Origin of the sequence: Streptomyces sp. NPDC050147 (genome assembly GCF_040660195.1) — a bacterium.
Lineage (GTDB): Bacteria > Actinomycetota > Actinomycetes > Streptomycetales > Streptomycetaceae > Streptomyces.
Map to the genome: position 1 here is coordinate 181,948 of NZ_JBFALJ010000014.1, position 23,288 is coordinate 205,235.

At 72.3% G+C, this 23,288-nt stretch carries 20 protein-coding genes; 6 read left to right on the forward strand and 14 right to left on the reverse strand.

The features are described 5' to 3' along the window. Positions 1 to 4 precede the first annotated feature (4 nt). On the forward strand, positions 5 to 1,402 hold the full coding sequence (locus tag AB0I94_RS22635) for a DUF1338 family protein (protein ID WP_363311392.1): 1,398 nt from the start codon (positions 5 to 7) through the stop codon (positions 1,400 to 1,402). A gap of 41 nt (positions 1,403 to 1,443) precedes the next feature. Further along, positions 1,444 to 2,979 carry an aldehyde dehydrogenase family protein gene (locus tag AB0I94_RS22640; protein WP_363311394.1) on the forward strand — a complete coding sequence of 512 codons (1,536 nt, stop codon included), beginning with the start codon at positions 1,444 to 1,446 and terminating at the stop codon, positions 2,977 to 2,979. A gap of 37 nt (positions 2,980 to 3,016) precedes the next feature. On the opposite strand, the gene AB0I94_RS22645 is transcribed toward AB0I94_RS22640, so the two are convergent. Both AB0I94_RS22645 and AB0I94_RS22650 read right to left on the reverse strand, forming a co-directional pair. Further along, complete coding sequence (locus AB0I94_RS22645) at positions 3,017 to 3,463, reverse strand: hypothetical protein (protein ID WP_363311395.1); 447 nt, start codon at positions 3,461 to 3,463, stop codon at positions 3,017 to 3,019. A gap of 98 nt (positions 3,464 to 3,561) precedes the next feature. Continuing rightward, the gene (locus AB0I94_RS22650) at positions 3,562 to 4,596 is read right to left on the reverse strand and encodes an endonuclease/exonuclease/phosphatase family protein (protein WP_363311396.1); all 1,035 of its coding nucleotides are present in this window, start codon (positions 4,594 to 4,596) and stop codon (positions 3,562 to 3,564) included. A gap of 197 nt (positions 4,597 to 4,793) precedes the next feature. Here AB0I94_RS22650 and AB0I94_RS22655 point away from each other — a divergent pair, with 197 nt between their 5' ends. Then, positions 4,794 to 5,114 (forward strand): cupin, encoded by a 321-nt coding sequence (locus tag AB0I94_RS22655; RefSeq protein WP_363311397.1) that lies wholly within the window; start codon positions 4,794 to 4,796, stop codon positions 5,112 to 5,114. Positions 5,115 to 5,124: 10 nt separating this feature from the next. Here the strand turns inward: AB0I94_RS22655 and AB0I94_RS22660 are convergent, their stop codons facing one another. Further along, positions 5,125 to 5,688 (reverse strand): cysteine hydrolase, encoded by a 564-nt coding sequence (locus tag AB0I94_RS22660; RefSeq protein ID WP_363311398.1) that lies wholly within the window; start codon positions 5,686 to 5,688, stop codon positions 5,125 to 5,127. Positions 5,689 to 5,789: 101 nt separating this feature from the next. On the opposite strand from AB0I94_RS22660, the gene AB0I94_RS22665 reads away from it, so the two are divergent. Continuing rightward, on the forward strand, positions 5,790 to 6,356 hold the full coding sequence (locus AB0I94_RS22665) for a 2'-5' RNA ligase family protein (RefSeq protein ID WP_363311399.1): 567 nt from the start codon (positions 5,790 to 5,792) through the stop codon (positions 6,354 to 6,356). A gap of 4 nt (positions 6,357 to 6,360) precedes the next feature. Here AB0I94_RS22665 and AB0I94_RS22670 read toward each other — a convergent pair whose 3' ends face one another. From AB0I94_RS22670 to AB0I94_RS22700, 7 genes are all read right to left on the reverse strand, one after another. Further along, positions 6,361 to 7,629, reverse strand: coding sequence for a cytochrome P450 (locus AB0I94_RS22670; RefSeq protein ID WP_363311400.1), 1,269 nt, complete (start codon positions 7,627 to 7,629; stop codon positions 6,361 to 6,363). Between the two features lie 58 nt (positions 7,630 to 7,687). Further along, on the reverse strand, positions 7,688 to 8,992 hold the full coding sequence (locus AB0I94_RS22675; RefSeq protein WP_363311401.1) for a cytochrome P450: 1,305 nt from the start codon (positions 8,990 to 8,992) through the stop codon (positions 7,688 to 7,690). Continuing rightward, entirely contained in the window at positions 8,989 to 9,645 is a 657-nt protein-coding gene (locus AB0I94_RS22680; RefSeq protein WP_363311402.1) for an ATP/GTP-binding protein, read from the reverse strand. The genes AB0I94_RS22675 and AB0I94_RS22680 overlap by 4 nt, the downstream gene beginning before the upstream one ends. After that, the gene (locus AB0I94_RS22685; protein ID WP_363311403.1) at positions 9,623 to 9,985 is read right to left on the reverse strand and encodes a DUF742 domain-containing protein; all 363 of its coding nucleotides are present in this window, start codon (positions 9,983 to 9,985) and stop codon (positions 9,623 to 9,625) included. The genes AB0I94_RS22680 and AB0I94_RS22685 overlap by 23 nt, the downstream gene beginning before the upstream one ends. Beyond that, entirely contained in the window at positions 9,982 to 10,428 is a 447-nt protein-coding gene (locus tag AB0I94_RS22690; RefSeq protein WP_363311404.1) for a roadblock/LC7 domain-containing protein, read from the reverse strand. The genes AB0I94_RS22685 and AB0I94_RS22690 overlap by 4 nt, the downstream gene beginning before the upstream one ends. Then, positions 10,425 to 12,035 (reverse strand): ATP-binding protein, encoded by a 1,611-nt coding sequence (locus AB0I94_RS22695; protein WP_363311447.1) that lies wholly within the window; start codon positions 12,033 to 12,035, stop codon positions 10,425 to 10,427. The genes AB0I94_RS22690 and AB0I94_RS22695 overlap by 4 nt, the downstream gene beginning before the upstream one ends. A gap of 253 nt (positions 12,036 to 12,288) precedes the next feature. After that, on the reverse strand, positions 12,289 to 13,839 hold the full coding sequence (locus AB0I94_RS22700; RefSeq protein WP_363311405.1) for a PHB depolymerase family esterase: 1,551 nt from the start codon (positions 13,837 to 13,839) through the stop codon (positions 12,289 to 12,291). 642 nt (positions 13,840 to 14,481) lie between these two features. Between AB0I94_RS22700 and AB0I94_RS22705 the strand changes: the two genes are divergently transcribed. Next, positions 14,482 to 15,336, forward strand: a complete 855-nt coding sequence (locus AB0I94_RS22705; RefSeq protein ID WP_363311406.1) for a universal stress protein — start codon at positions 14,482 to 14,484, stop codon at positions 15,334 to 15,336. 77 nt (positions 15,337 to 15,413) lie between these two features. Here AB0I94_RS22705 and AB0I94_RS22710 read toward each other — a convergent pair whose 3' ends face one another. The 3 genes from AB0I94_RS22710 to AB0I94_RS22720 form a co-directional block, all read right to left on the reverse strand. Beyond that, positions 15,414 to 16,079, reverse strand: a complete 666-nt coding sequence (locus AB0I94_RS22710) for a M15 family metallopeptidase (RefSeq protein WP_363311407.1) — start codon at positions 16,077 to 16,079, stop codon at positions 15,414 to 15,416. 325 nt (positions 16,080 to 16,404) lie between these two features. Next, on the reverse strand, positions 16,405 to 19,461 hold the full coding sequence (locus tag AB0I94_RS22715; RefSeq protein WP_363311408.1) for a BTAD domain-containing putative transcriptional regulator: 3,057 nt from the start codon (positions 19,459 to 19,461) through the stop codon (positions 16,405 to 16,407). Between the two features lie 156 nt (positions 19,462 to 19,617). Further along, entirely contained in the window at positions 19,618 to 21,225 is a 1,608-nt protein-coding gene (locus AB0I94_RS22720) for an MFS transporter (protein ID WP_363311409.1), read from the reverse strand. Between the two features lie 259 nt (positions 21,226 to 21,484). Here AB0I94_RS22720 and AB0I94_RS22725 point away from each other — a divergent pair, with 259 nt between their 5' ends. Further along, complete coding sequence (locus AB0I94_RS22725; protein WP_363311410.1) at positions 21,485 to 21,697, forward strand: DUF4287 domain-containing protein; 213 nt, start codon at positions 21,485 to 21,487, stop codon at positions 21,695 to 21,697. A 6-nt stretch (positions 21,698 to 21,703) separates the two neighbouring features. Here AB0I94_RS22725 and AB0I94_RS22730 read toward each other — a convergent pair whose 3' ends face one another. Then, positions 21,704 to 23,248: an FAD-dependent oxidoreductase gene (locus tag AB0I94_RS22730; RefSeq protein ID WP_363311411.1), complete on the reverse strand. Its 1,545-nt coding sequence runs from the start codon at positions 23,246 to 23,248 to the stop codon at positions 21,704 to 21,706. Positions 23,249 to 23,288: the final 40 nt, after the last annotated feature.

Genomic DNA, 23,288 nt, shown 5'->3' on the forward strand with positions numbered 1-23,288 from the left:
TTCCATGATCAGCCAGTGGCAGTTGCGGGCCGCCTTCGCCGCGCGGCTCTCGGAGATGTACGGGCGTGAGGTCCCGGCGTACAACACGCTCGTGGACGTCTCACGCGAGGTGAACGAGGACACCCTGCGCGCCCAGGGCGCCGACGCCGAGCGGCTCGGCTCCATCAGCCGGGTCACCGCGGAGCGGCACGGCGCCATCCGTGTCGGCACCCCCGCCGAACTGCGCGACGTCGCCCGGGTCTTCGGCGCTCTCGGCATGCGTCCGGTCGGCTTCTACGACCTGCGGGAGGCGGCGGCGAGCGCGGTGCCGGTCGTGTCGACGGCCTTTCGTCCGGTGGACCCGCAGGAGTTGGCGCGCAATCCCTTCCGGGTGTTCACCTCACTGCTCACGCCCGCGGACCCGCGCTTCTTCGACGCCGACCTGCGCTCCCGCCTTGAGACGTTCCTCGCCGGGCGCGAACTGTTCCCGCCGGAATTGCTCGTCCTGGCCGACCGGGCCGAGGCGGAACACGAACTGCCCGAGGCGGATGCCGGGCGTTTCCTGCGTCTGGCCGTTCAGGCCTTCGAGTTGTCCGCGGAGCCGATCGACCGGGCGTGGTACGAGGAGCTGGAGAGGGTGTCGGCAGTGGCCGCGGACATCGGGGGTGTCCGCTCCACCCACATCAACCACCTCACCCCGCGCGTCCTGGACATCGACGAGCTGTACCGGCGGATGACCGGCCGCGGGATCGAGATGATCGACGCCATCCAGGGCCCGCCCGGCTGGAAGGGGCCCGACCTGCTGCTGCGCCAGACGTCCTTCCGCGCCCTCGCCGAACCGCGCGCCCTGCGCCTGGCCGACGGCAGCGTGACCCGCGGCGCCCTGCGGGTACGGTTCGGCGAGGTCGAGGCCCGCGGCATCGCCCTCACCCCGGCGGGCCGCGCACTCTACGACCGCCTGCTCACCCTGGTCGACGACGAGTCCGCCCGGCGCCCCACGGCCGACCGCACCGAGGTGGCCCGCGCCCTGTGGACCGCGCACGTCCCGGCCACCGAGCACGAACTCGGCGCACAGGGGCTGGCGTACTTCACCTATCACGCCGCACCCGACCGGCCACGAAACGGCACTCGACCTCCCGCCACGCTCGGCGAGTTGACGAGCCGCGGCTGGGTGCGGGCCGAGCCCGTCGTGTACGAGGACTTCCTGCCACGCTCCGCCGCTGGCATCTTCCAGTCCAACCTCAGCGGCGAGGGCTCCCGGAACACCGAACGGGAGGGCGCCGCGTACGACAGCGAGTGGCTCTCGGGTGCCGTCGAACGCGAGGTTCTCGACCCGTACGCCCTGTACGCACACCAGCGGCGCCTCTCGATCGCCCAGGTCGGCCGCGAACTGGGCCTCGACCTCGACGGCACACACCACTGACCCCTCCACCCCCAACCCGCACACCTCACCCAGGGAGTGTCATGACCGGGACCACCGCCCTGCCCACCACCGACGACCTGCGTACCCGTGCCCGTACGAGCCTGCGGCGTGTCGGCGTGACCGTCCCGGAAGGCGGTGACCTCCAGGCACGTACGCCCATCACGGGCGAGGACCTCTTCGGCCTGACCGCGTCGACCGCCACCGATGCGGGGGACGCCGTCGCCGCGGCCCGCGAGGCCTTCCTCGCCTGGCGCACCACACCGGCCCCGTGCCGTGGTGAACTCGTGCGCCGCCTGGGCGAGTTGCTGCGCGACCACAAGAGCGACCTGGCCGACCTGATCACGATCGAGGCGGGAAAGATCCGCTCCGAGGCGCTCGGCGAGGTACAGGAGATGATCGACATCTGTGACTTCGCCGTCGGTCTCTCGCGCCAGCTCTACGGCCGCACCATCGCCTCCGAGCGCCCCGGCCACCGTCTCGCCGAGACCTGGCATCCGCTGGGCGTCGTCGGAGTGATCTCCGCGTTCAACTTCCCGGCCGCGGTGTGGTCGTGGAACACCGCGGTGGCGTTGGCCTGCGGTGACACCGTGGTCTGGAAGCCGTCCGAGCTGACCCCGCTGATCTCACTGGCCTGCGACCGGCTGCTGACCCGTGCCGCCGAGGAGACGGGTGCCCCCCGCGACGTACACCGTCTGCTGCTCGGCGACCGCGCGGTGGGCGAGCGGCTGGTCGACGATCCGCGCGTCGCGCTCCTCAGCGCCACCGGATCCACCCGCATGGGCCGCGAGGTCGGCCCACGGGTGGCGGCACGGTTCGGACGCAGCCTGCTCGAACTCGGCGGCAACAACGCCGCGGTGGTGGCGCCGTCGGCCGACCTCGACCTTGCGGTGCGGGGCATCGTCTTCGCCGCGGCGGGCACGGCGGGCCAGCGGTGCACCACGCTGAGGCGCCTCATCGTCCACCGCGACATCGCCGACACCCTTGTCGCGCGCCTGACGGCCGCGTACACCCAGCTCCCCATCGGTGACCCGTTCGACGAGAACACCCTCGTCGGTCCGCTCATCTCCGCTGCCGCCCTCGACGGCATGCGGGACGCGCTCAGCCGCGCCCAGGCGCAAGGAGGCAAGATCCTCGCCGGCGGCAACAGGCGCCTCGCGGACGTGGCACCGCGGGCCGCTTACGCCGAACCGGTCGTCGTCCGCGTCGACGACCAGACCGACGTCGTACGCCAGGAGACCTTCGCCCCCATTCTGTACGTGCTCACGTACGACACCCTGGAGGAGGCCATCGCGCTGCACAACGACGTTCCCCAGGGGCTCTCCTCCAGCATCTTCACCCGCGACCAGCAGGAGGCCGAGTTCTTCCTGTCCTCCGAGGGCTCGGACTGCGGCATCGCCAACGTCAACATCGGCACGTCCGGGGCTGAGATCGGGGGCGCGTTCGGTGGCGAGAAGGAGACGGGCGGCGGCCGCGAGTCCGGCTCCGACGCCTGGCGCGCCTACATGCGCCCGGCCACCAACACCATCAACTACTCCGGCCGCCTCGCCCTGGCACAGAACGTCAGCTTCCTCCCCTGACCCCGAACAGGCAGTTCCCGTACGGAGCTTCAGAGCCTCAAGCGACCCATCCCTCAACGCTTCGATGCCGCCCAAGACCCACGGCGGTGAACTCGTCCTCGCCGGTACCGGCCACCGCGCTCAGCCGACGCAGCGCCCGGGAGATCGGGCTGCCCGTGGGCGGAGAGGGGGCACCCTCCGGCTCGTGAAGGGGTCCGAGCACGATGGCGCCCGCATCCCGGACGACGGCCGTCTGCTCGCCCACGCCGCCGAAGTACTCGGCCTCTGCATAGGCCACCGGTCCGGCGGTCGACCACTCGGCGAGGGTCTTCGCGAACCCTCCCGGCAGCCGCCAGAAACCGGGTACGCCGTCGTCGCCACCGTCCGCGACGTAGTCGAGAAGGGCTTCGGTCATCGGCATGAGGGACAGGCCCTGACCGATCGAAGCCAGCTGCGCGGCGGGCTGATCGCGTGCCGCGGCACGCAGCACCTCACCACCGATCACTGCTTGCAGGTCATATCCCAACCCCAACGCCCCCCACCGAATGGTTGTGGCCCCACCCTGTCACCACGCAGGTCGGCCTGGAGCGGCGGGACTCCCGATCAGGGATCGAAGGCGATACCAGCGGCGACCGGCAGATGGTCGCTGCCCGTGGCGGGCAGTGGCCGGACCTGGGTGACGGTCGCCGAGCGGGTCATGACGTGGTCGATCCTGGAGACGGGGAAGGAGGCCGGCCAGCTGAAGGCGAAGCCCCGCCCCGCCGAATCCAGCCGAGTGGTGACCGGGTCCAGGCCGCGGTCGTCCACCGTGCCGTTGAGGTCGCCCAGCAGGATCACCTTCTCCAGTCGCTCGGCGGCCAGTGCCTCGCCCAGCAGACCGGCGCTCTCGTCCCGGCGCCCGGAGCTGAAGCCGTGCCACTGGACGCGCACGGAGGGCAGGTGGGCGACGTACACCGCGACATCTCCCCATGGTGTACGGGCCGTGGCCCGCACCCCGCGGTTCCAGTCCTTTCCGACACCCTCCGGTCTGATGTCCACCGTCCCGACGTCCGTCAGCGGGTGCTTCGACCAGAGTCCGACCGTGCCCCGCACGGCCCGGTGGGGATATTCCGGCGCCAGCACCCTCTCGTACACCGGCAGCGCGGCCGACGTCAGCTCCTCCAGGGCGATGAGATCCGGCCCCGAGTCGCTCAGGACTCGGGCGGTGCCCTCGGCGTCCGCGTTCACGTCGCTGACGTTGTGCTGGACGGCCCTGATGTCGTGTCCACCAGCGTCCCCGGCCGCCGTGCGCCCGGCGAACAGGCTCGCCCAGGCGGCCACGGGCAGCAGCAGGGCCACCAGCGCCAGGGCGGACCGGCGCAGCAGGGCCAAGCCGAAAAGCAGGGGAACGGCGAGGCCGAGCCAGGGCAGGAACGTTTCAAGGAGGCTGCCGATGCGGGCGGCGGTGTTGGGCACGGCGGAGTGGAAGACCAGCAGGGCGGCGGTCAGGACGGCGAGCGCGGCGAGGATCCGGCCGCGTGCCCAGGGCGACCGGCCTGTCGCGGTCTCTCCCCACCGCAGCCGGTCAGCGCGGCCAAGCCTTGGCCGCGGGCCCTCGATCCGCGTCTTCGGCGCCACCCCGCCGCGCATTGGCTCCACTCGGCTCCCCGTCTCCCCGCTCCCCGGCCGTGAGCGTCGCGTGGCTGGTAGGACGCCACCATCGGTCGATCAGGTTCCGGCCGCCGGATGCGGCCCACGCGGGCAAGGGCAACACTGGAAAACGCATGCGCATGCCCGTACAGCATGTGGGCAGGTGTGTTCGCACGCGCACTGGCTCTCCGTCGAAGGGATCTACAGTGGCCGACCTCTACGCCCTTGTCGCAGAGCACCTCGACAAAGCCCGCACCGCCGCGCACGGTCGCAGCGCGGAGCTGCTCCTGCACGACGGTCCGCTGCGGCAGAGCCTCATCGTGCTCACCGGCGGAACCGAGCTGAGCGAGCACGACACGCCTACGGCCGCGACCCTGTTCGTCCTGCGCGGCCGGGTGGGTCTCACCACGGGGAGCGACACGCTCGAACTGGCCGAGGGTGAGTTCGCGCCCATCCCGCACGAGCGCCACGGCCTGACCGCGATGGACGACTCGGCCGTCGTGCTGACGGCCGTCACCGAGGTCTGAGCGGGCAGCGCTACCGCGGCGCGACGGCCTTGATCCACTCCTCGACCGCGACGACCTGCGCCCACTGCGGGAACAGTTTGCCGATCAGGACTTCGTGCACGTCGGGGTCCAGGTCCAGGCAGGCGTCCGACAGGACGGTGAGGCCGAGGTCGCGGTCGTTCGCGTGACACGCGGTGTGCAGGACCACGCCGCTGGTGGCGATGCCGGTGAGAACGAGGTGGTCGATGTCGCGTGCCCTGAGCACCAGGTCCAGGTCGCTTCCCGAGAACGCGCTCCCGCGCCGCTTGGTGATCACTGTGTCGCCCGGCCGGGGCGCGATGTCGGGATGGATCTCGGTGCCGGGCTCGCCCTCGACGTGCAGGCCCGCCCGCACCACGGCGGTGAGCGCCTTGTTGCGGGTGCTGACGTCCGGACAGCCCGGCCGTAACGCGATGGCCACGTAGATCACGGGGATGTCCGCCGCGCGGGCGCCGTCGATCGCACGGCGCAGGCGCGGCAGGTATCCCGAGCCGTCGTCGGCGAGGTCCACGATCTCGCGCTGGACGTCCATCACGAGGAGGGCATTGTTCGCCATGCTCGAAGTCCCTTTCTTCGTCTCTTCTCGTCGCTTCTTTTCATGGGGTGGCTGCTACGGCCGACGGGGGCGGTCCCCGCCCGGTGCGATCATGGCGCGTGATGAATGCCGACGACGAGGGTCCCGTGTGCGAGTCCGCGGAGGGCGGATGGCCGGACGTACCGGGTGACACCGCGCTCACCATCAAGGTCCCCGAAGCCGACCCGCTGGTCCGGGCGGGGTTCCCCGCCCATGTGACCGTGCTCTACCCCTTCGTGCACGAGAGTCGCCTGGACGCCGCGGCCCGCCGCGATCTCTCCGCTCTCTTCGCCGGGCACGACGCCTTCACCCTGACCTTCGCCGAGTTCGCCCGCTACCCCGGCGTGCTCCATCTCGACCCGTGGCCGCACGCCCCGGTCACGGCCCTGGCCAAGGACCTCATCGAGCGCTGGCCGGAGGCCGTGCCCTACCGGGGGATATTCGACCCCCCGCTCGCCCCGCACCTGACGATCGCGAACGACGAGGGCCCCGCGACCCAGGACGCCGCGTACGACGCCCTGCAGACCGAACTGGAGGGCCTGTTGCCGCTGAGCTGCCGCGTCAGCGCGGTACACCTCATCGTCTGGGACGGCACACGCTGGCTGGACCGTGCCGAGTACCGCCTCGGCCTCCCGGCCACCGCCCGCTGACCGGCTACGCCCGCCCGTCGCCCACGCGCACGGGAAGTTTCCGCACGCTGTTCCCCACGAACGAGGCGTGGCGGGGCAGTTCCGGCTCCGGGACAGCGAGGTCGAGGCCGGGGAAGCGGGTGAAGAGCTGCTCCAGGGCGATGGTGGCCTCCATGCGCGCCAGCGGGGCGCCCATGCAGAAGTGCGCGCCGTGCCCCAGGGAGAGGTGCCGGGTGGCGGTGTTGTCGCGGGTGATGTCGAAACGGTCGGCATCGGGGCCGTGCGCCTGCTTGTCACGGCCCGCCGCCGAGTACCCGGCCAGGACGGGGGTGCCCTGGGGGATGACGGTGCCGTCGAGCGTGAGGTCACGGGTCGGGTACCGGAAGGGGAAGTAGCTGACGGGGCTGTCCCAGCGCAGGGTCTCCTCCACCACGTCCGCCCAGCTCACCTCGCCGGACTTGGCGAGGGCGAGCTGCTCAGGGTGGGTGCACAGGGCGCGTACGGCGTTGGTGATGAGGTTGAGCGTGGTCTCGTGCCCGGCGATGATCGTGAGCATCAGGGTGCCGATCAGCTCGTGCGGGCCGAGCCGGTCACCGTTCTCCTCGCGGGCCGCGATCAGGGCGGTGGTCAGGTCGTCTCCCGGGTTCGCGGCGCGAGCGGCGGCGACCGCGCCGAGGACCTCCACCATCTCCTTGTTGGCCGCCATGGCCTCTTGGGGGCCGATGTCGGTGGCGACGATCTGGTTCGACAGGTGGTGCAGCCGGTCGTGGTACTCGGCGTCCACGCCCAGGAGTTCACAGATGACCCCCATCGGCAGCGGCAGCGCGAAGTGCTTGCGCAGATCCGCCACGCCGTCGCCCTCGACGGCCGCCCGGTCCAGGCCGTCGAGCAGCTCGGCCGTCAGAGCCATGATCCGCGGCTGGAGTTCCGCCACCCTGCGGGCGGTGAACGCCTTGCCCATCAGGGAGCGCAGCCTGCGGTGGTCGGTGCCGTCGGCGGTGGTCATCCCCTGCACCGTCGCGAACGTCTTCAGCGGCCAGCCGTCGGCTATCTCGCCCGCCTGCAGCGCGGCGAAGTGCTGGGCGTTCTTCGCGACATCCGGGTGCGCGAGGAACTCCTTGAGCGCGTCGTGGCCGAGGACCGCCATGCCCTGTACGTCACCGGGCAGGACCACCGACGCGACGGCGCCGCGGGCGAGGAGCCGGGCGTTGTCCGCGTGTGGGCAGCCGCCGGCCGGGTCGAAGCGGTGCGGCTGGTCTGCTGCGGCGTCGGTGTTCACCGGTGACGTGTTCAACGGGGCTCTCCTGGTCCGGGGGGCGGGCGGGCTGCTGCGGGGGCGCGGTGTGTCCGGGTCAGAGCACGGCGTGCGGCTCCGGCGTCGGGGCGGGATGCTGCGGCAGGACGGGGGCGGTGAAGTGGACGGGGAGCGCGGCGAGTCCCTTGCTCCAGGGCGATTTGATCCACTCGAGGTCGCCCTGCGGGATGGCCAGTTCGAGGTCGGGCAGCCGGTGGCGGATCGTGTCCACGGCGGTGCGGGTGATGAGCCGGGCCGGGTCCTGGGCGGGGCAGATGTGCGGGCCCGCGCCGAAGGCCAGGTGCGAGCGGTTGCCCACGACCGGTGCGCCGTCCTCCGGGAGGATCCGCGGGTCCGCGTTGGCACCGGCCAGGCCGAGGATGAGCATGTCACCGGTACGGATCGGCTGTCCGCCGAAGGTCATGTCGCGGGTGGCGTAGCGGGCGGGGAAGTTCTGCGTGGGCGGAAAACGCCACAGGACCAGGTCGAGCGCGTCGTCCACGCTGAGGTGGCCGCCGGTGAGCGAGGAACGGAACTGCGGGTCGCACAGCAGGATGCGCAGGGTGGTGGCGATCCAGTTGACGGTGGTCTGGTTGCCCGCGACGAACATGACCACGAGGTTGTGCAGGACCTCTTCGTCGGTGAGCCGGGCGGGGTGGTGCAGCAGCGCCGAGGTGATGTCGTTGCCGCGGCGGCGCCGCTTCTCCTCGATCAACTGCAGCAGGATCGCGCCCATGCGCTTGCTGGCGTCGGCGGACGCGCTGGTGGCGGCGACCGTGCCGGCGACGGCCTCGACCAGGTGCCGACCGGTCTGGTCGTCCACGCCGAGCAGCGCGGTGATGACGCGCATCGGCAGCTTGCGCGCGTAGTCGGCCACCAGGTCGGCCTCGCTGCGCTCCGCGAACGACACGATCAGCTGCTCGGCGGCGGCCCGCACGGAGCGCCGCAGTTCGTGGCCGTTGATCCCGGCCAGCGCGGCGGAGACGGCCGCGCGCATCCTGCGGTGCTGCTGTCCGTCGGCGAACAGCAGGGCGGGACGCCAGCCGACCATGGGCAGGATCGGTGAGTCGGCGGGCACCCGGCCTTCCCTGAGCAGGCTCCAACGGCGTGGATCGTGCGAGAAGTCCTGCTCATCGCGGGTCAGTTGGAGCAGTTCGCGGTGGCCGATGACGAGCCAGGCGTCCACTCCGGGGGCGATGGAGACGGGCGCCACCGGCCCGTGGGCGCCGCGCAGACGCTCGTACAGGGCGGGCATGGCGTCGCCGTCGAGGTCGGGTCCGTGGAGCGCGGCGGCCGGCGCCGGGGCCCCGGTGACCGGGCAGCGGGCGGAGGGCGGCCCGGCCGCGGCGGGTGGCGAGGTCATGAGGTCTCCGTGGCGACGTGGATGAGGTGCTGGACGAGGGCGATCAGGGCCCGGACCGAGGACGCGGGGTCGCGTGCGTCGCAGTTCACCACGGGGGTGCCGGGCAGCAGGTCGAGGGCGGCGCGCAGGTCGTCCACGCTGTGCCGCGGGCTGCCGGGGAAAATGTTGACGGCCACCGCGAAGGGCAGCCCGAGCTCCTCCAGGTTGCCCAGGGCGTCGAAGGACGCCTCCAGGTCGCGCGTGTCCACCAGGGCCAGAGCGCCGAGCGCGCCCTTGGCGAGGTCCCGCCACGCGGGCAGGAAGCGCTGCTGACCGGGGGTGCCGAACAGGTACAGCACCAGTTCCCCGTCGATGGTCATCCGGCCGAAGTCCAGGGCCACGGTCGTGGTCGTCTTGCCGTCGGCCACGAAGGTGTCGACCCGGGCGCCCGCCTGGGTCATGACGGCCTCGGTGGACAGGGGTTTGATCTCCGAGACGGTGCCGATCAGGGTGGTCTTGCCGACTCCGAGCGGCCCGACGACCAGGATCTTGGCGGCGCCCGCGACGCTGGAGGTGAGGTACTTGCCGGACCCGGCCCCCGTGGCGGCACCGACTGTGGAGCCGGGCGGTCGCGGAGCCTGGGACGGTGCGTCAGAGGCGGCTTTCGAGACCATGGAGGACCTTTCTGAGCATGGTCACATCGGTGTATTCGGCCGGGGGCACCGGCGGGCGGGTCACGATGAGCCCCCATTCGAGGAGATCGCAGAGCAACACCTGTACGACCGAGGGGGGCTGGCCGATGTGGGCGGCCACCTCGGCCACCGAGAGGAGTCCCTGGCAGTGCGCCAGGATGGTCTGGTGCTCGGGCTGGAGCGACGCGGGAAACGCCGCGTCGGTCGCCATCACCAGGGACTCCCAGGCCAGCGCCTCGGTGTCGGCCGCCGCCCGCCCGCGAGTGATCACGTACGGGCGGACCGCCGAGGCCGTCGGCTCCTGTGGCCGGGGCTCCGTCATGACGCCGCGGCGGCCGGATCCCGCGGCTGGCTGCTCAGGTGCGCGCCGATCTTCACCACGAGCAGCTGCATCTGCTGCGCGACCAGGCCGACGTCGGCCTGCAGGTCGGTGGCGACCCCCAGGTGCGCGCCGATGCCCGCGTGCGTGAACAGCACGAACCCGTGGTCGGACTCCAGCATCAACTGCCGTACGCCGGCGCCCGAGCCGAAGAGCAGGGAGGTCGTGGACCGGCCCGTCATGGTCATCGCCGCACAGGCCGCGGAGAGGGACTCGGCTTCGGCGACGCTCAGCTCGGACACCGGGCCTGAGAGGTTCTCGGCGGAGGCGTGTCCGAGCCGCAGCCCGTCCTCGGACACCACCACGCTGTGCCGGACCCCTGGGATCTCGATCAGCGGGCGGAGCATCCAGCCCAGGTCGGGAAGGGGGGTGATGATTCCGGTCACTGCCGGCCTCCGTCATGCTCGTCACGGATGGGGGGTTGGGTCGGTGGCACGGCCGGCGGGGGCTCGGCCGGCGGGTTCACCTCGCGTGCCGCGGGCTGGTCCGCGTCGAGGGCCGCCCGGCCGCGCAGTGAACCGGACACCACGCTGGCGATCGACGCGCGCGCCGCCTCCGGCGTCCAGGGAGTCGTGGGCGCGGGCACAGGCGCCTGCCGGTGCTCCGGGCCCGGCCTGCGGTGAGCGCCCGAGGCCGCCTGACGCCGGTTGCGCCGCCGGGGCAGACCGGCCGCCGTCTCGCGCGCCGGAGGCACGGCCGGTGCGGTCCGGACGGGCGGCTCGGCGTGCTCGGCCGGGGCGTGCTGTTCGTGCGGCTCTTGCTGCGCGTGTGACTGCGCGTGCGGCTGCGCGTGTGACTGCGCGTGCGGCTGCGCGTCGGCATAATTCGGCGATCCGCCGGGGGCTGTCGGCTGCCGTGCGGGCACGGCCGCGGGCTCCGGCTCGGCGGGCTGCCGCGGTTGAGCGCTCGCCCGATGAGCTCCCGTGAGCTGCGAAGGGGGTTCGGTCAGCAGGCGGAACGGCACGAACGTCACCGCACGCGTGCCGCCGTAGGCCGACGCCCCGCTCAGTTCCACGTTGAAGCCAAGCTCCCGGCTCCAGCGGCCCACGCACGCCAGACCGAGGCGTGGCACCGCGCCGAGCCGGGCCAGGTCCTGGTCGTCGCGGAGTTGACCCATCGCCCGGTGCAGCACGTCCGGCGGCATTCCGAGCCCGGCGTCGTCGATCTCCAGGACCGCCCCTGCTCCCACCTCGCGGATGGTGACGACGACTTGGGAGCGCGAGGGCGAGAACACCGTGGCGTTCTCCAGGAGTTCGGCGATGGCGTGCATCAGCCCTTCCACCGCGGGTGGCACGGCGTACAGCGTCTGTCCGCCGTGCACCTCGATCCGGCTGTACTCCACGATGCGCGACTGTGCGCCGCGTACGCAGTCGTACAGCGAGACCGGACGTGTCTCCCTGCGGGCGGGCCAGATCCCGCACATCACGAGCAGCGTCTGGGCCTTGCGGGTCATCTGCGCGGCCGCGTGATCGGCCTTCATCACCTCGCCCATGAGGTGCGGGTCGTCGATGGAGCGCTCGACCCGGTCGAGGACCTGCTGCTGCACCGTGGCCATCGCGTGCATGGTGCGTGCGACGGACTCGAAGGCGGCCTGCACCGAGTCGCGCAGGCCGCGTTCGCGGCGCACCGCCTCGTCCGACCCCAGGGCGACCGCCACCGCGGACAGGGCCCGCGAGAACTCCTCGCCGGTCTCCGTCGGCGACGTCAACGGCCCCGGCACGCCCTCCAGTCGCTGCCCCGCACGTACGCGCTCCGCGATCGCCGGGAGCCGGACACCGGCCAGGTGCGTGACCTCGGCCTCCCGGGCCGTGGCGAGCCGCTCCTGGCGGGCCCGGTCCGCCCGCTCGGCGGACAGCTGACGGACGAGCACAAGGACCCAGGCCAGCAACAGCACCGCGACCGCGGCGCAGCCGCCGGCCAGGACCTGCCGCCACTGAGCCGCTGCGTCCAGGGCGGCGAGCACCGCGCCCACGATCGCGAGGGTCACGGCCATCAGCCAGACCACTGCCTCGCGGCCCACCGACCCGCGCTTGAGGCGGCTCACCACGGCCTACTTGCCCCGGCGATCCTGCACACCTTCACCACGACGAACGAACCCTCCCCGCACGCACCGAACTCCCTTACGAATGGGGAGCGTGGCGATCTTAGGTCAACTCGGCGTTTTTTGACTGGTCGTTGAGGAAGTCGGGCCTCCGGCCCACGGATGGCTGCCGACCCCCACCGCTGCCTTTTGCCGCTCGGGACCGTCAGGGGCAGGTGCCGTCGGCGATGACGTAGTAGCCGGCCGGTGACTCCTTCAGGGTGTGCGTGACGGCGGTGTTGTAGAGGCCCATGTTCAGGTTCGAGCCCTTGGCGTAGGTGTAGCCGCCGCTGGTGGTGGCCCGTCCGGCCTGGACCTGTTGGTAGTTGTTCGCGGTCCAGCACTTGGCGGCGGATCCCGTGGTGGAGGCGGTGACCTGGGAGGACCGCGCCCCTTCCTTGCCGCCCGCGTCACGGGCGGCCACGCTGTAGGTGTGGCTGCCGCCGGGGCTGAGACCGCTGTCCGTGAACGCGGGGCCGGTCGGTGTGGCGACACGGGCGCCGTCCCTGTAGACGGCGTAGGACGTGGCATCGGCGACGCTGTTCCAGTTGAGGGTGACGGATGTGTCGGTCGCGCCGGTCGCGGCCAGGCCGCTCGGAGCGGGCAGTCCGCCGGGGTCGGGAGCGGAGCCGTCCAGGCCGAAGAAGCCGGTGATCCAGTGGCTGGAGCAGATGGAGTCGATGAAGTTCGCCGTGCCGGTCCCGCCGCACTGCGTCGCGCCTGTTCCCGGGTCGACCGGAGTGCCGTGGCCGATGGACGGCACCCGGTCGACCTCCACGGCGACGGTCCCGTCCGTGCCGAGGTACTGCTCCCTGCGGGTCGAGTTGGGGCCGATGACGGACGTGCGATCCGGACTCTGGTCCAGGCCGTGGACGGCGGTCCACTGGTCACGAAGCTCGTCGGCGTTCTTCTTGGCGACGGTGGGATCGTTGTCCCCGTGCCAGATCGCCACCCGCGGCCAGGGGCCTGTATGGCCGGGGTTGGCCTCACGCACGGCCCCCGCCCAGGCCGCAGGGGTCCGGTCGACGCCCGGGTTCATGCAGCTGTACGCGGACAGCACATCATCGGCGCAGCCGTACGGGAGACCCGCGACCACGGCGCCCGCCTCGAACACGTCGGGGTAGGCGGCGAGCATCACCGAGGTCATGGCGCCCCCGGCCGACAGGCCGGTGGCGTAGACCTGCCCGGGGTCGGCGCCGTACGCGGAAGCGGCATGCGTGACCATCTGGCGGATCGAGGCGGCCTCGCCCTGTCCGCGCCGCGTGTCGCCCGGCTGGAACCAGTTGAAGCACTTGCTGCTGTTGTTGGCGGACGTCTGCTCGGGGAAGACGAGCAGGAAGCCGTGCCGGTCCGCGAACTTCGTCAGGCCCGCGTTGTCGGCGTAGAGCTGCGCGCTCTGGCTGCAGCCGTGCAGGGCCACCACCACGGCGGGGTTCGCCGCCAGGGTCGTCGGCCGGTACACGTACATGTTCAGACTGCCAGGGTTGGCACCGAAGTTGCCGATCTTCTCCAGGGCAACGGCCGCTTGTGCTGCTTGTGCTGCTTGTACCTCTCGTGCCGCTTGCGCCGAGGACGCGGGCGCGAACACCGCCGCGGTCACGACCAGGCTCACCACGGCCGTCACCCGTCCCAGGGCCCGGCGCCACTTTCCCCTCCGTGTCACGCGGGGAGGGGGTCCTTCGGACTGCGGGTCGAGTCGTGTCGCGTACGACGGCATGGCGGCTCCCGACGGAGGGCGGCGCGGTCTCCGGAGCGGATCACGCGACCCCAGGGCCCGACCGTTCGTGCTGCGGACCTGGACGCTGGGGGTGCCGGCAACCGTAGGAGCCGCCGCGAGCGGGGCAGAATGGCGGCGGACGCCACAAGAACGTCAACCACCGCTGGTGTCCGACCCGTTGCCGTCCGGACTTGGTCCCTGTTATGGGCGACGTTCTGACCTGATGGCCTGATGGCCTGATGGCCTGATGGCCTGATGAATGACTGTGCGGACCCTGGTCGGTCACCCGCACCGACCTGAAGTCAACGCGGCCATGGGTGGCCGTACGGCCAAGCCGTGACGCGGCAGTACGACGATGCGGTGATGTGGGGCTGCCGGGGGCACGCCGGAGCTGGTGGCATGCGGGCGAGCCCGCCTCGTGGGCCGTCGGCCGCGTTTGGCGCCGCCCCGCCCGGGCACTTTGCGTCTGCCCCACGACGGCACTGCCACCACGCCGTCCGCGCCGCTGCCGTCCGCCGGCCCCTGGCCGACACCCGCTCCCCGCCTCACGCCCGGTTCCGTGCCCACGGCACCGCCTTCCCCAAGGACGCCGCCCGGGCCTGGACCGGCCGCCGCCCCGACCGCAACGCGGAGGTGCGCACCATGTCCACGCAGCAGACCATCACGGCCGGTGTCGACGGCTCACCCGGAAGCCTGGCCGCCGCAGGCTGGGCAGCCCACGAAGCCCTGCGTCGTGACCTGCCCCTCCACGTCGTCCACGCCTGCGCCCCGCTGCCCGAACGCAGCCGCCTGCCGGAGACCGACGACCCGTACGACCGCGAACCCGGCGCTCTCGGCCGCGCCGTCCAGCACCTGTCACGCGTCCACCCGACCCTGCGGATCCTCGACGAGCAGGTCACCGGATCACCGGCGGGCGCGCTGCTGGCAGCGGCCGCCTCGTCGGCTCTGCTCGTCGTCGGCTCGCACGGCACCGGCGCGATCACGGGGATCCTTGTCGGCTCGGTCGCGCAGGCCGTCGCGGCACGCGCCTCCTGTCCCACCGCTGTGGTGGGCGTGGGGCGTTTCCCCGAGAACGCCCACCCGGGTTCGACGGCCGACCCGGGGCACCCGGTCGTGCTCGGCATCGATCTGGCCCGTCCCGGCGAAGAACTGCTGGAGTACGCCTTCGACGCGGCGGCATCACGCCGGGCGCCGCTTCATGTCGTGCACGTCTGGACCGCCCCCTTGGTCCCCTCCGCCGACGCCATCGACCCGATGCCGAAGAAGGCTCGGCAGCTGGCCGCCGAACTCGCGCCCTGGCGACGGAAGTTCCCCCGGACGCAGGTGACCGACCGGCTCGTGCACGGTCTGGCCGGCCACTACTTGGTCAAGGCGGCCTCGACGGCCTGCCTGCTGGTCATCGGCCGCCGTGTCCCTGTCGGGGCGCACCTCGGACGGACCGCGCACGCGGCGATCCATCACTCCACATGCCCGGTCGTCATCGTGCCGCACTACTGACGGCTCTTGCCACGGGATGGCCGGAGGAACACGGGACGGCCGGAGGAAGGAGCGCGGCGGTCAGGACTGATGGGGCCTCAGGTCGCCGGACCGCCCAGCGTCACAGGCCCGTACAGCGCGGCGGGCGCCTCGGTCGTGAGGGCCCAGTAGCGGTCGCCGTAGGACCAGTGCCACCACTCCGTGGGGTAGTTGACCAGGCCCGCGGTGGCGAGGGCCGCGGTGAGGGTGCGGCGGTTGCGGCGGGCCGTCGGGGAGATCAGGGCGCTGTCCATGTAGCAGGCACCGTCGCTCTCCTCCGGGCTGGCGTTCACCGGGGTGCCGAGGTCGAGCTCGGTGCCGGACGCGGTGCGCAGGGTGAGGTCGACCGCGGCGCCCGCGACATGCGGGCCCACGTCGGGCGGCGAGAGAGAGCGGCTCGTCTGCTGCTGGAGGTAGGCGTCCGACCAGTCGGGGTTGCCTGCTCTCAGTTCGGCGGCGTACTCCTCGAAGTACTGGATCTGCAGGGCCAGCGGCCGGTACCCCTCCGTGACCAGGAGGCGCAGGCCCTCGGGCAGCAGCCTGGCGGCGCGGGCCAGGCGCCAGGCGACGCCCTCACGCAGCTGGGCGTAGGCCCCCTCCGGGTCGGCGAGGCGGTCGTCGACGTCCACGAAGGGCAGTTGGCGCAGGTCCACGAGGGCGTCGCCGCAGTCGTGGACCGGCATGCCGACGACTCTGGGATCGTTCATGAGGATGATCGACGACATGTCTGCCCCTTCGTGGCGACGGTGGCGGGCACAGCTCCGGGGACGGGCTGCCGCCCGCCCCCGAAGTCCCCTCCGTGCCGTGGCAGGGGCTCTACGCGACGAGCGGCCCACACGACCGACGGTGTCGGTGGTGTGGGCCGTACGAGGCATCAGTGGCCTTCCCCCGTGCTCCCCCGATGAATTCCGCTGAGTCCCCCGTTGTTTCCTGCGATCCCCCGTTGCCGCCGGCGTGTTCACCCGCCGACAACCAAAGGATGACGCGGCCCGCTGTAAATTCTCTGCAAGTCCGGGGCGAGCGGATTACAGGGAGCCGTTTCAGGCGGGCTCAGAGCCCCGGCTCGTTCCGTTCGCGTGCCTCGTACGCTGTGAAGACCTCCCGTGCCTCGGCACGCAGTGCGCCTGCCGCGGCCCTGTCCCCCGCGGCCTCGCGCGCCGCCGCGAGATCGCGCAGGGTGCGGGCGCGTGGCAGGGGAAGCCCCAGGTCGTTCCAGAGGGCGGCGGCCACGAGCAGGTGCTGTTCGGCGGCGTCCAGGCGGCCCGCGGCGAGCTCGCACTCGCCCAGGGTGCGCATGCCCAGCGCCTCGCCGAAGCGGTCACGGTGACCGCGGCAGGTGTCGAGTACGTCGCGGATCTCGGCCTCCGCTTCGGCGAGGCGCCCCAGCCTGATCCGGGCCTTGGCCCGCGCCTGCATGGCGTACGCGAGCATGAGCGGGTCCCCCAGTGTGCTCAGCAGGTCCACCGCCCGCCCGGACAGCTCCTCCGCCGCCACGTACTCGCCAAGGGCCCGGTGGACGAGGCCGAGCGAGCGCAGGGTGAGTGATTCGCCGCGGCGGCTGCCGAGCCTGCGATAGGCCCGCAGCGATTCGTCGAGGAAGGAGCGGGAGGCGGCGAAGTCGCCGAGTTCGAGCTGGACGGATCCGGCGTAGCGGCAGGACAGGCCGAGCCCGGGGTCGTCGTGGAGTGCGCGGAATCCGTCGACGGCGCGCACCAGCGTCTCCTGCGCCGCGCGCAGCCGTCCCGCTTCGCGCAGCGCGCTGCCGAGCCCCGCGAAGGCGGCGGCCTGGCCACGGACATCGCCGAGTTCGGCGCAGAGGCCGGCCGCCTGCTTGAAGTAGCCCTGGGATTCGGGGAACCGGTCTTGTTCGTAACGGAGTTGGCCCAGGCCGATGAGTAACAGGGCCTCCCCCGCCCTGTCCTCGGCGCGGCGCGCGGCGGCGAGGGCCGCGTCGTGGGTGCGCCACCACGCTTCGAAGCGGTTGCCGACCGTGTAGGCGGAGGAACACAGCGCCGCCGCGGCCTCGCAGGAGAGGGTGTGCAGGTCGAGGGCGGCCGCGCGCTCGACGGCGGCGGCTATCGCGTCGGCCTCGGCCTCGAACCAGGCGGCCGGGTCGGCGAGCGCCCGCCCGGTGGCTTCGGGTCCGACGGGCCGGACGAGCTGCCGCAGGGAGCGGGGGGCGCCGTTCGGGCTGGTGGAGTCCAGGAGCCCGCGGTGCAGTTCGACCGCGCCGGAGGGTGTGGCGGACGCGGCCAGGCCGGTGAGCCAGAGCCAGGCGCCAAGCGCGCGGCCGACGGCGGCGGCCCGTTCGGCGGGCGGGTCCTCGGCGTCGGCGCGCTCGGCGGCGTACACGCGGACCAGGTCGTGCAGCCGGTAGCGGGGCTGGCCCGCGCGGTCGACGCCGGTGCAGTGCAGGAGCTGCGCGTCGATGAGCTGCTCCACGACACGGTCGGCCGCGGCCTCCTCCACGTCGAGCAGGGCGGTCACCACCCACGCGGCGACATCGGGCGCGGCGAGCAGGCCGAGGCGGCGCAGGGCGGTGCGGGCGGGGGTGTCCAGGGCCCGGTAGCTCAGGCCGAGACCCGCCCGGACTTCCAGGTCGCCGACGGCGAGTTCGTCCAGGCGGTGGTGCTCGTCGGCGAGCCGGTCGGCGAGCATGCGCGCGGTCCAGTGGCGGCGGGTGGCGAGACGGGCGCCGGCGATCCGGATGGCGAGCGGGAGTCCGCCGCACAGCTCGACGATGCGCCGGGCGGCGTCCGGCTCGTCCCTGAGGTACCGCTCCCCCGCGACGCGGCCGAGAAGCTCCGTCCCCGGCTCCGTGTCGAGCACGTCGAGATCGGTGCGGTGGGTGCAGGGCAGGGCGCCGAGGCGGGCTCGCGCGGTGATGAGCACCCCGCAGGTGGCGCTGCCCGGAAGCAGCGGGCGCACCTGGGACTCGCTGGCCGCGTCGTCGAGAACGAGCAGGACGCGACGTCCGGAGACCAGGCTGCGGAAGAGGTCGCGCCGCTCGGCGTCCCCGTCGGGCGGATCAGCGCCCAAGGCGTACAGGAGCCGTCCAAGCACTTCGCCGGGCGCCACGGGATCGGTGGCGCCGCGCAGTTCGGCGTACAGCTGCCCGTCCGGGTACGCGTCGGCGACCTGGTGGGCCGCCCGCACCCCCAGGGTCGACTTGCCGACACCGCCGGGCCCGGACAGCACGACGACCGGCATGGCCTCGCGGGGCCCGGACAGCGCGGCGCGCACGTCGGCCAGTTGCGCGTCCCGGCCGGTGAAGTCGCCGATGGTGGGCGGCAGGAGGGCGGCCACCGGGGTGGCGGCGGCCTCCCGGAGGGCGGGCTCGGCAGGGCCCGCAGCGGCGGGCAGCAGCTCTTCGTCGGCTCGCAGGATCGCCTCGTGCATCCGTCTGAGGTCGGGGCCCGGGTCGATGCCGAGCTCCTCGGTCAGGACGTCGCGGCCCTCGGCGTAGACCGCGAGCGCCTCGGCCTGGCGCCCCAACCGGTAGAGGGCGAGCATGAGTTGACCGCGCAGGCGCTCTCGCGTGGGGTGCTTGGAGACCAGTGCGGTGAGTTCCGCCACCAGGTCCCTCTCGCTTCCCGTCTGGGCGAGCTGCGCGGCGATCCGCTCCTCCAGCGCCGCCTGCCTCGCCTCGTCCAGCTGGTCGGCGACGGCCCGCAGCGTCTCGCCGATCCCGCCGAGTGCGGGGCCGCGCCACAGGGCGAGGGCTTCCCCCAGCAGGCGGGCGGCAGCGCCATGATCTCCTTCGGCGGCCGCCTGCCTGCCCTGTACGGCGAGGCGCTCGAACTCGACGCGGTCGACGAGGGCGGCGTCCACGTGGATCAGATAGCCGGGCGGCCGGGTCTCGATGGCATCGGCGGACAGCGCGCGGCGCAGTGCGCTGACGTACGACTGGATCAGGGAGCGTGCCGTGTCCGGCGGCCTCTCGCCCCAGATGGCGTCGATCAGCGCGTCGACGGACACCACGCGCCCCGGCTCCAGGAGCAGCGCCGCGAGCAGTGCCCGCGGCTTGGGTCCGCCGAGGCTCAGACGGCGGCCCGCACGCCACGCCTCGACAGGGCCCAGCAAGCGGTAGTCGGTGTCCGTGTTCAAGCCCGTCTCCATGGGTCCTTGCCCCGCGCGCCGCCCCCACCGCTCCGGTCCCCGACCGGCTGGTCATACTACGTCTGCCCGCAATCAACTCGCGTGCACACCAAGGGAATCAGGCCATCTGCCGGGGCCGCCGCGCCAGGCTCTGCACGGGAGGCTTCAGCCGGGCGCGGGAGGGCCCTCGCGGGGAGAGGAATCGTCCCGCTCCGGCGCGTCCGCGGCGGGCGCCGGCACAACGCCGCCGCCCTGGAGTCGCTCCAGGTCCGCGGGCCTCACCTGGATCACCAGCAGGGCGATCAGAGCGGCGACGACGGCGAAGACGGCCGCGGCGATGAAGGAACCGGAGATGCCGGAGGCGAGGACCTGGTCGCCCCAGCGCCCCGGCAGCTGTCCCGTCCTGCGGAACTCCAGCTGCTCGGCCCGGCTCGCCTCCGCCAGGAAGCGGGGGACCCGGTCCGTGGCTTCGTTGCGACTGGCCGTGCCGAAGACCGTGACGAGGACGGAGAGGCCGAGCGAACCGCCCACCTGCTGGGTGGCGTTGAGGATCCCGGAGGCCGCTCCGGCGTCCTGTGGTTCCACGCCCGACACCGCCATCAGCGTCAGCGACACGAACTGCATGCCCATGCCGAAGCCGAAGACGAGGAGGGGGCCGAGCAGGCTTCCCACGTACGTGCTGTCGACGTCGGTCAGCGTCAGCCAGCCGAGCCCCACGGCGGCCAGCGTCGCGCCCACCACCATGAAGGGCTTGGGCCCCCACTTGGGCAGCAGCTGCGAGGCGAGTCCCGCGCCCACCGCGATGATCGCGCTCACCGGCAGGAAGGCGAGACCGGCGCGCAGCGGGCTGAAGTCCAGGATGTTCTGCACGAAGAGCGTCAGGAAGAAGAACATGCCGAACATGGCCGCGGCCAGGCACAGCATCATCCCGTAGACACCGGCGCGGTTGCGGTCGCGGAACATCCACAGGGGGGTGATGGGCTGCCGCGAGTGGCGTTCGACGGCGAGGAACAGACCGAGCAGGACGACGGCCGCGGCGAAGGCCGCGATGGTCACGCTGTCGCTCCAGCCGTCCTCGGAGGCACGGATGAAGCCGTAGACGAGCAGCACCATGCCCGCCGTGGAGGTGAGAGCGCCGAGTATGTCGAAGTGTCCCGGGTGGCGCTCGGACTCACGGATGTAGCGGGGTGTGGCGACGGCGATGAGCAGGCCGATGGGGATGTTCACGAACAGGACCCAGCGCCAGTCGAGCCACTCCACGAGCAGCCCGCCCGCGAGCAGCCCTATGGCGCTGCCGCCCGCCGAGACGGCCGCGAACACGCCGAACGCCCTGTTCCGCTCGGGTCCTTCGCAGAACGTCGTGGTGATCAGCGAGAGGGCGGTGGGCGAGGCGATGGCGCCGCCGACACCCTGCAGGGAGCGCGCCGCGAGCAACTGCCAGGATTCCTGGGAGACTCCGCCGAGCAGCGAGGCGAAGACGAAGAGCAGGACGCCGAACATGAAGACCCGGCGGCGCCCGAGGATGTCGCCGAGGCGCCCGCCGAGCAGGAGCAGACCACCGAAGGTCAGCGTGTAGGCGTTGATCACCCAGGACAGGGTCTCGGTCGAGAAGCCGAGCGAGGTCTGGATGTGCGGCAGGGCGATGTTCACGATGGTGATGTCGAGGACCACCATCAGTTGGCACGAGGCGATGACCAGGAGTGCGATACCGCTGCCGCTGCCCCGCTCCGGGGCGGCGGCAGGCTCCGAGGATGTCGCAGGAGAGCCCGTCATGGGAGTGCCGGTGTGTCAGTCAGGCAGTGAACGGGGGCGTTCACCGCTCTCCAGGCTAAGCCCGGCCGTCCGGCCCCGCCAATCGCTCGCGAGGCAGGACTACGAGGCGGGACCGCTCGCCCAGGGCAGCCCGCTCCGGACGCCGCCGGGGGCCGCTCCGGCCGGAATGTGATCCACGACACCCCGGACCGGCGATGACTTGATCGCTTTCCACCTGTCTTACTGGCGACCACACTGCGAGAGACGGGACGACGCCACCATGACCGAAGCCACCAAGGGCCCTGCCAGCTACTTTCCCTCGATCGAGAAGAAGTACGGGCGGCCGATCGCGGAGTGGAAAGACCTCATCCGTTCCTCTCCGCTGACCAAGCACATGGAGCTGGTCGGCTGGCTCAAGACGGAGCACGGCCTGGGGCACGGGCACGCCAACGCCCTGGTCGCGCACACCCTGGCCGAGGCCCGCGCGAAGTGAGCCGTTCTACCGGCTCAGCACGGCACTTCCCTTTCGGCTGCGGCGCCGGGCGAGCCGGTGGAAGGCCTTCGGGCCGCTTTGCCGGGCGGGCAGTGCGCCGGCGACCGCGTCGGCCAGGAGCGTGGTGACCGTCTCGGCGGCGCAGGTGCGGTTGGCGCCGATGCCGCCGCTGGGGCCCCGCTTGATCCAGCCCACGACGTAGGTGCCGGCCTTTCCGGTCACCCGGCCGCCGTCGTGCGGGACGGTACCGGTGGCCTCGTCGAAAGGCAGTCCGGCAACCGGCACCCCGCGGTAGCCGATGGCGCGCAGCACCATGCCCGTCCGGATCGTCCGCTCTCCCGACGCCTGCGCGACGCGCACGCCCTCGACGGCTTCCTCGCCGAGCATTTCCACCGCGGTGGTGTGGAAGCGGAGCACGATCCGCCGTCCCGGAGCAGGCGCCTGCGCCCAGTCGACGCGGTCACGTGTGACGCCTCGCAGGAGGGCCGCCCGGCCCTTCGGATCAGTCGCCGTGTCCGCTTCGTCGATGGCGGCCGCGATCCGGGGGTCATGGTCGTCCACGACCAGGTCCAGGCCCGGTACGTGCTTGAGGGCGAGCAGTTCGGACTTGGTGTACGCGGCGTCCTCGGGTCCCCGCCGCCCGATCAGGACCACCTCGCGCACCTTCGCGGACCGCAGCGCCGCCAGCGCGTGGTCGGCGATGTCGGTGCGGGCGAGGCCGTCGGGGTCGGCGAGCAGGATCCGCGCGACGTCGAGGGCCACGTTGCCGTTGCCGACGACGACCACGCGCTCGGCGGACAGGTCGATCGCGTCCGGTGTGGCGTCCGGGTGGCCGTTGTACCAGGCGACGAACGCCCTCGCGGACATACTGCCCGGCAGGTCCTCGCCCGGCACGGACAGGGTGTGGTCGGCCGCCGCGCCCACGGCGTAGATGACGGCGTCATGGTGGGCGGCCAGCTCCTGCGCGGTGACGTCGGTGCCCACGTCGAGCCCGAGATGCATCCGCACCCTCGGATGCGTGTGGAACCGCGCGAAGGTGTCGCCGGCCTTCTTCGTGGCGGGGTGGTCCGGTGCCACTCCGAAGCGCACGAGACCGCCGGTCACCGGCAGCCGGTCGATCAGGGTCACTTCGGCACTGGTGTGCAGGAGCAGGTCCTGGACCGCGTACATCCCGGCAGGGCCGGTGCCGACGACGGCGACCTTGAGCGGCGCGAAGTCCGACGGCAGGACGCGCGGGAAGGTCGGCTCGTCCCAGGCATGGAAGTTCGGCCCGTCCGGGACCGGTTCGGGCGTTTGGTCCGCGAAGTACGCCGCGTTGATCGCGGCGTACTCCCGCTGTGCGACGGGCAGGCTGTCCACCGGGAAGATCGCCTCGACCGGGCAGGCGTCGGCGCAGGCGCCGCAGCCTATGCAGGTGGCCGGGTCGATGTGCAGCATCTCCGTGCTGCCGAAGGCCCGCTCCTGCGGTGTCGGGTGGATGCAGTTGACCGGGCAGGCGGCGACACAGGTGGCATCGCTGCAGCAGGTCTGGGTGATGGCGTAGGAGGTCATGTCGTCGGCTCGACTCGCTCGGGTCGGATGAGGCCGGCTC

What these genes read in the sequence shown, in the direction of transcription:
- AB0I94_RS22635 (WP_363311392.1), top strand. Translation starts at nt 5, where the DNA reads ATGATCAGCCAGTGGCAGTTGCGGGCCGCCTTCGCCGCGCGGCTCTCG.
- AB0I94_RS22640 (WP_363311394.1), top strand. Translation starts at nt 1,444, where the DNA reads ATGACCGGGACCACCGCCCTGCCCACCACCGACGACCTGCGTACCCGT.
- AB0I94_RS22660 (WP_363311398.1), bottom strand. Translation starts at nt 5,688, where the DNA reads ATGGCGAACAATGCCCTCCTCGTGATGGACGTCCAGCGCGAGATCGTG.
- AB0I94_RS22665 (WP_363311399.1), top strand. Translation starts at nt 5,790, where the DNA reads ATGAATGCCGACGACGAGGGTCCCGTGTGCGAGTCCGCGGAGGGCGGA.
- AB0I94_RS22675 (WP_363311401.1), bottom strand. Translation starts at nt 8,992, where the DNA reads ATGACCTCGCCACCCGCCGCGGCCGGGCCGCCCTCCGCCCGCTGCCCG.
- AB0I94_RS22680 (WP_363311402.1), bottom strand. Translation starts at nt 9,645, where the DNA reads ATGGTCTCGAAAGCCGCCTCTGACGCACCGTCCCAGGCTCCGCGACCG.
- AB0I94_RS22685 (WP_363311403.1), bottom strand. Translation starts at nt 9,985, where the DNA reads ATGACGGAGCCCCGGCCACAGGAGCCGACGGCCTCGGCGGTCCGCCCG.
- AB0I94_RS22695 (WP_363311447.1), bottom strand. Translation starts at nt 12,035, where the DNA reads ATGGCCGTGACCCTCGCGATCGTGGGCGCGGTGCTCGCCGCCCTGGAC.
- AB0I94_RS22700 (WP_363311405.1), bottom strand. Translation starts at nt 13,839, where the DNA reads ATGCCGTCGTACGCGACACGACTCGACCCGCAGTCCGAAGGACCCCCT.
- AB0I94_RS22705 (WP_363311406.1), top strand. Translation starts at nt 14,482, where the DNA reads ATGTCCACGCAGCAGACCATCACGGCCGGTGTCGACGGCTCACCCGGA.
- AB0I94_RS22710 (WP_363311407.1), bottom strand. Translation starts at nt 16,079, where the DNA reads ATGTCGTCGATCATCCTCATGAACGATCCCAGAGTCGTCGGCATGCCG.
- AB0I94_RS22720 (WP_363311409.1), bottom strand. Translation starts at nt 21,225, where the DNA reads ATGACGGGCTCTCCTGCGACATCCTCGGAGCCTGCCGCCGCCCCGGAG.
- AB0I94_RS22725 (WP_363311410.1), top strand. Translation starts at nt 21,485, where the DNA reads ATGACCGAAGCCACCAAGGGCCCTGCCAGCTACTTTCCCTCGATCGAG.
- AB0I94_RS22730 (WP_363311411.1), bottom strand. Translation starts at nt 23,248, where the DNA reads ATGACCTCCTACGCCATCACCCAGACCTGCTGCAGCGATGCCACCTGT.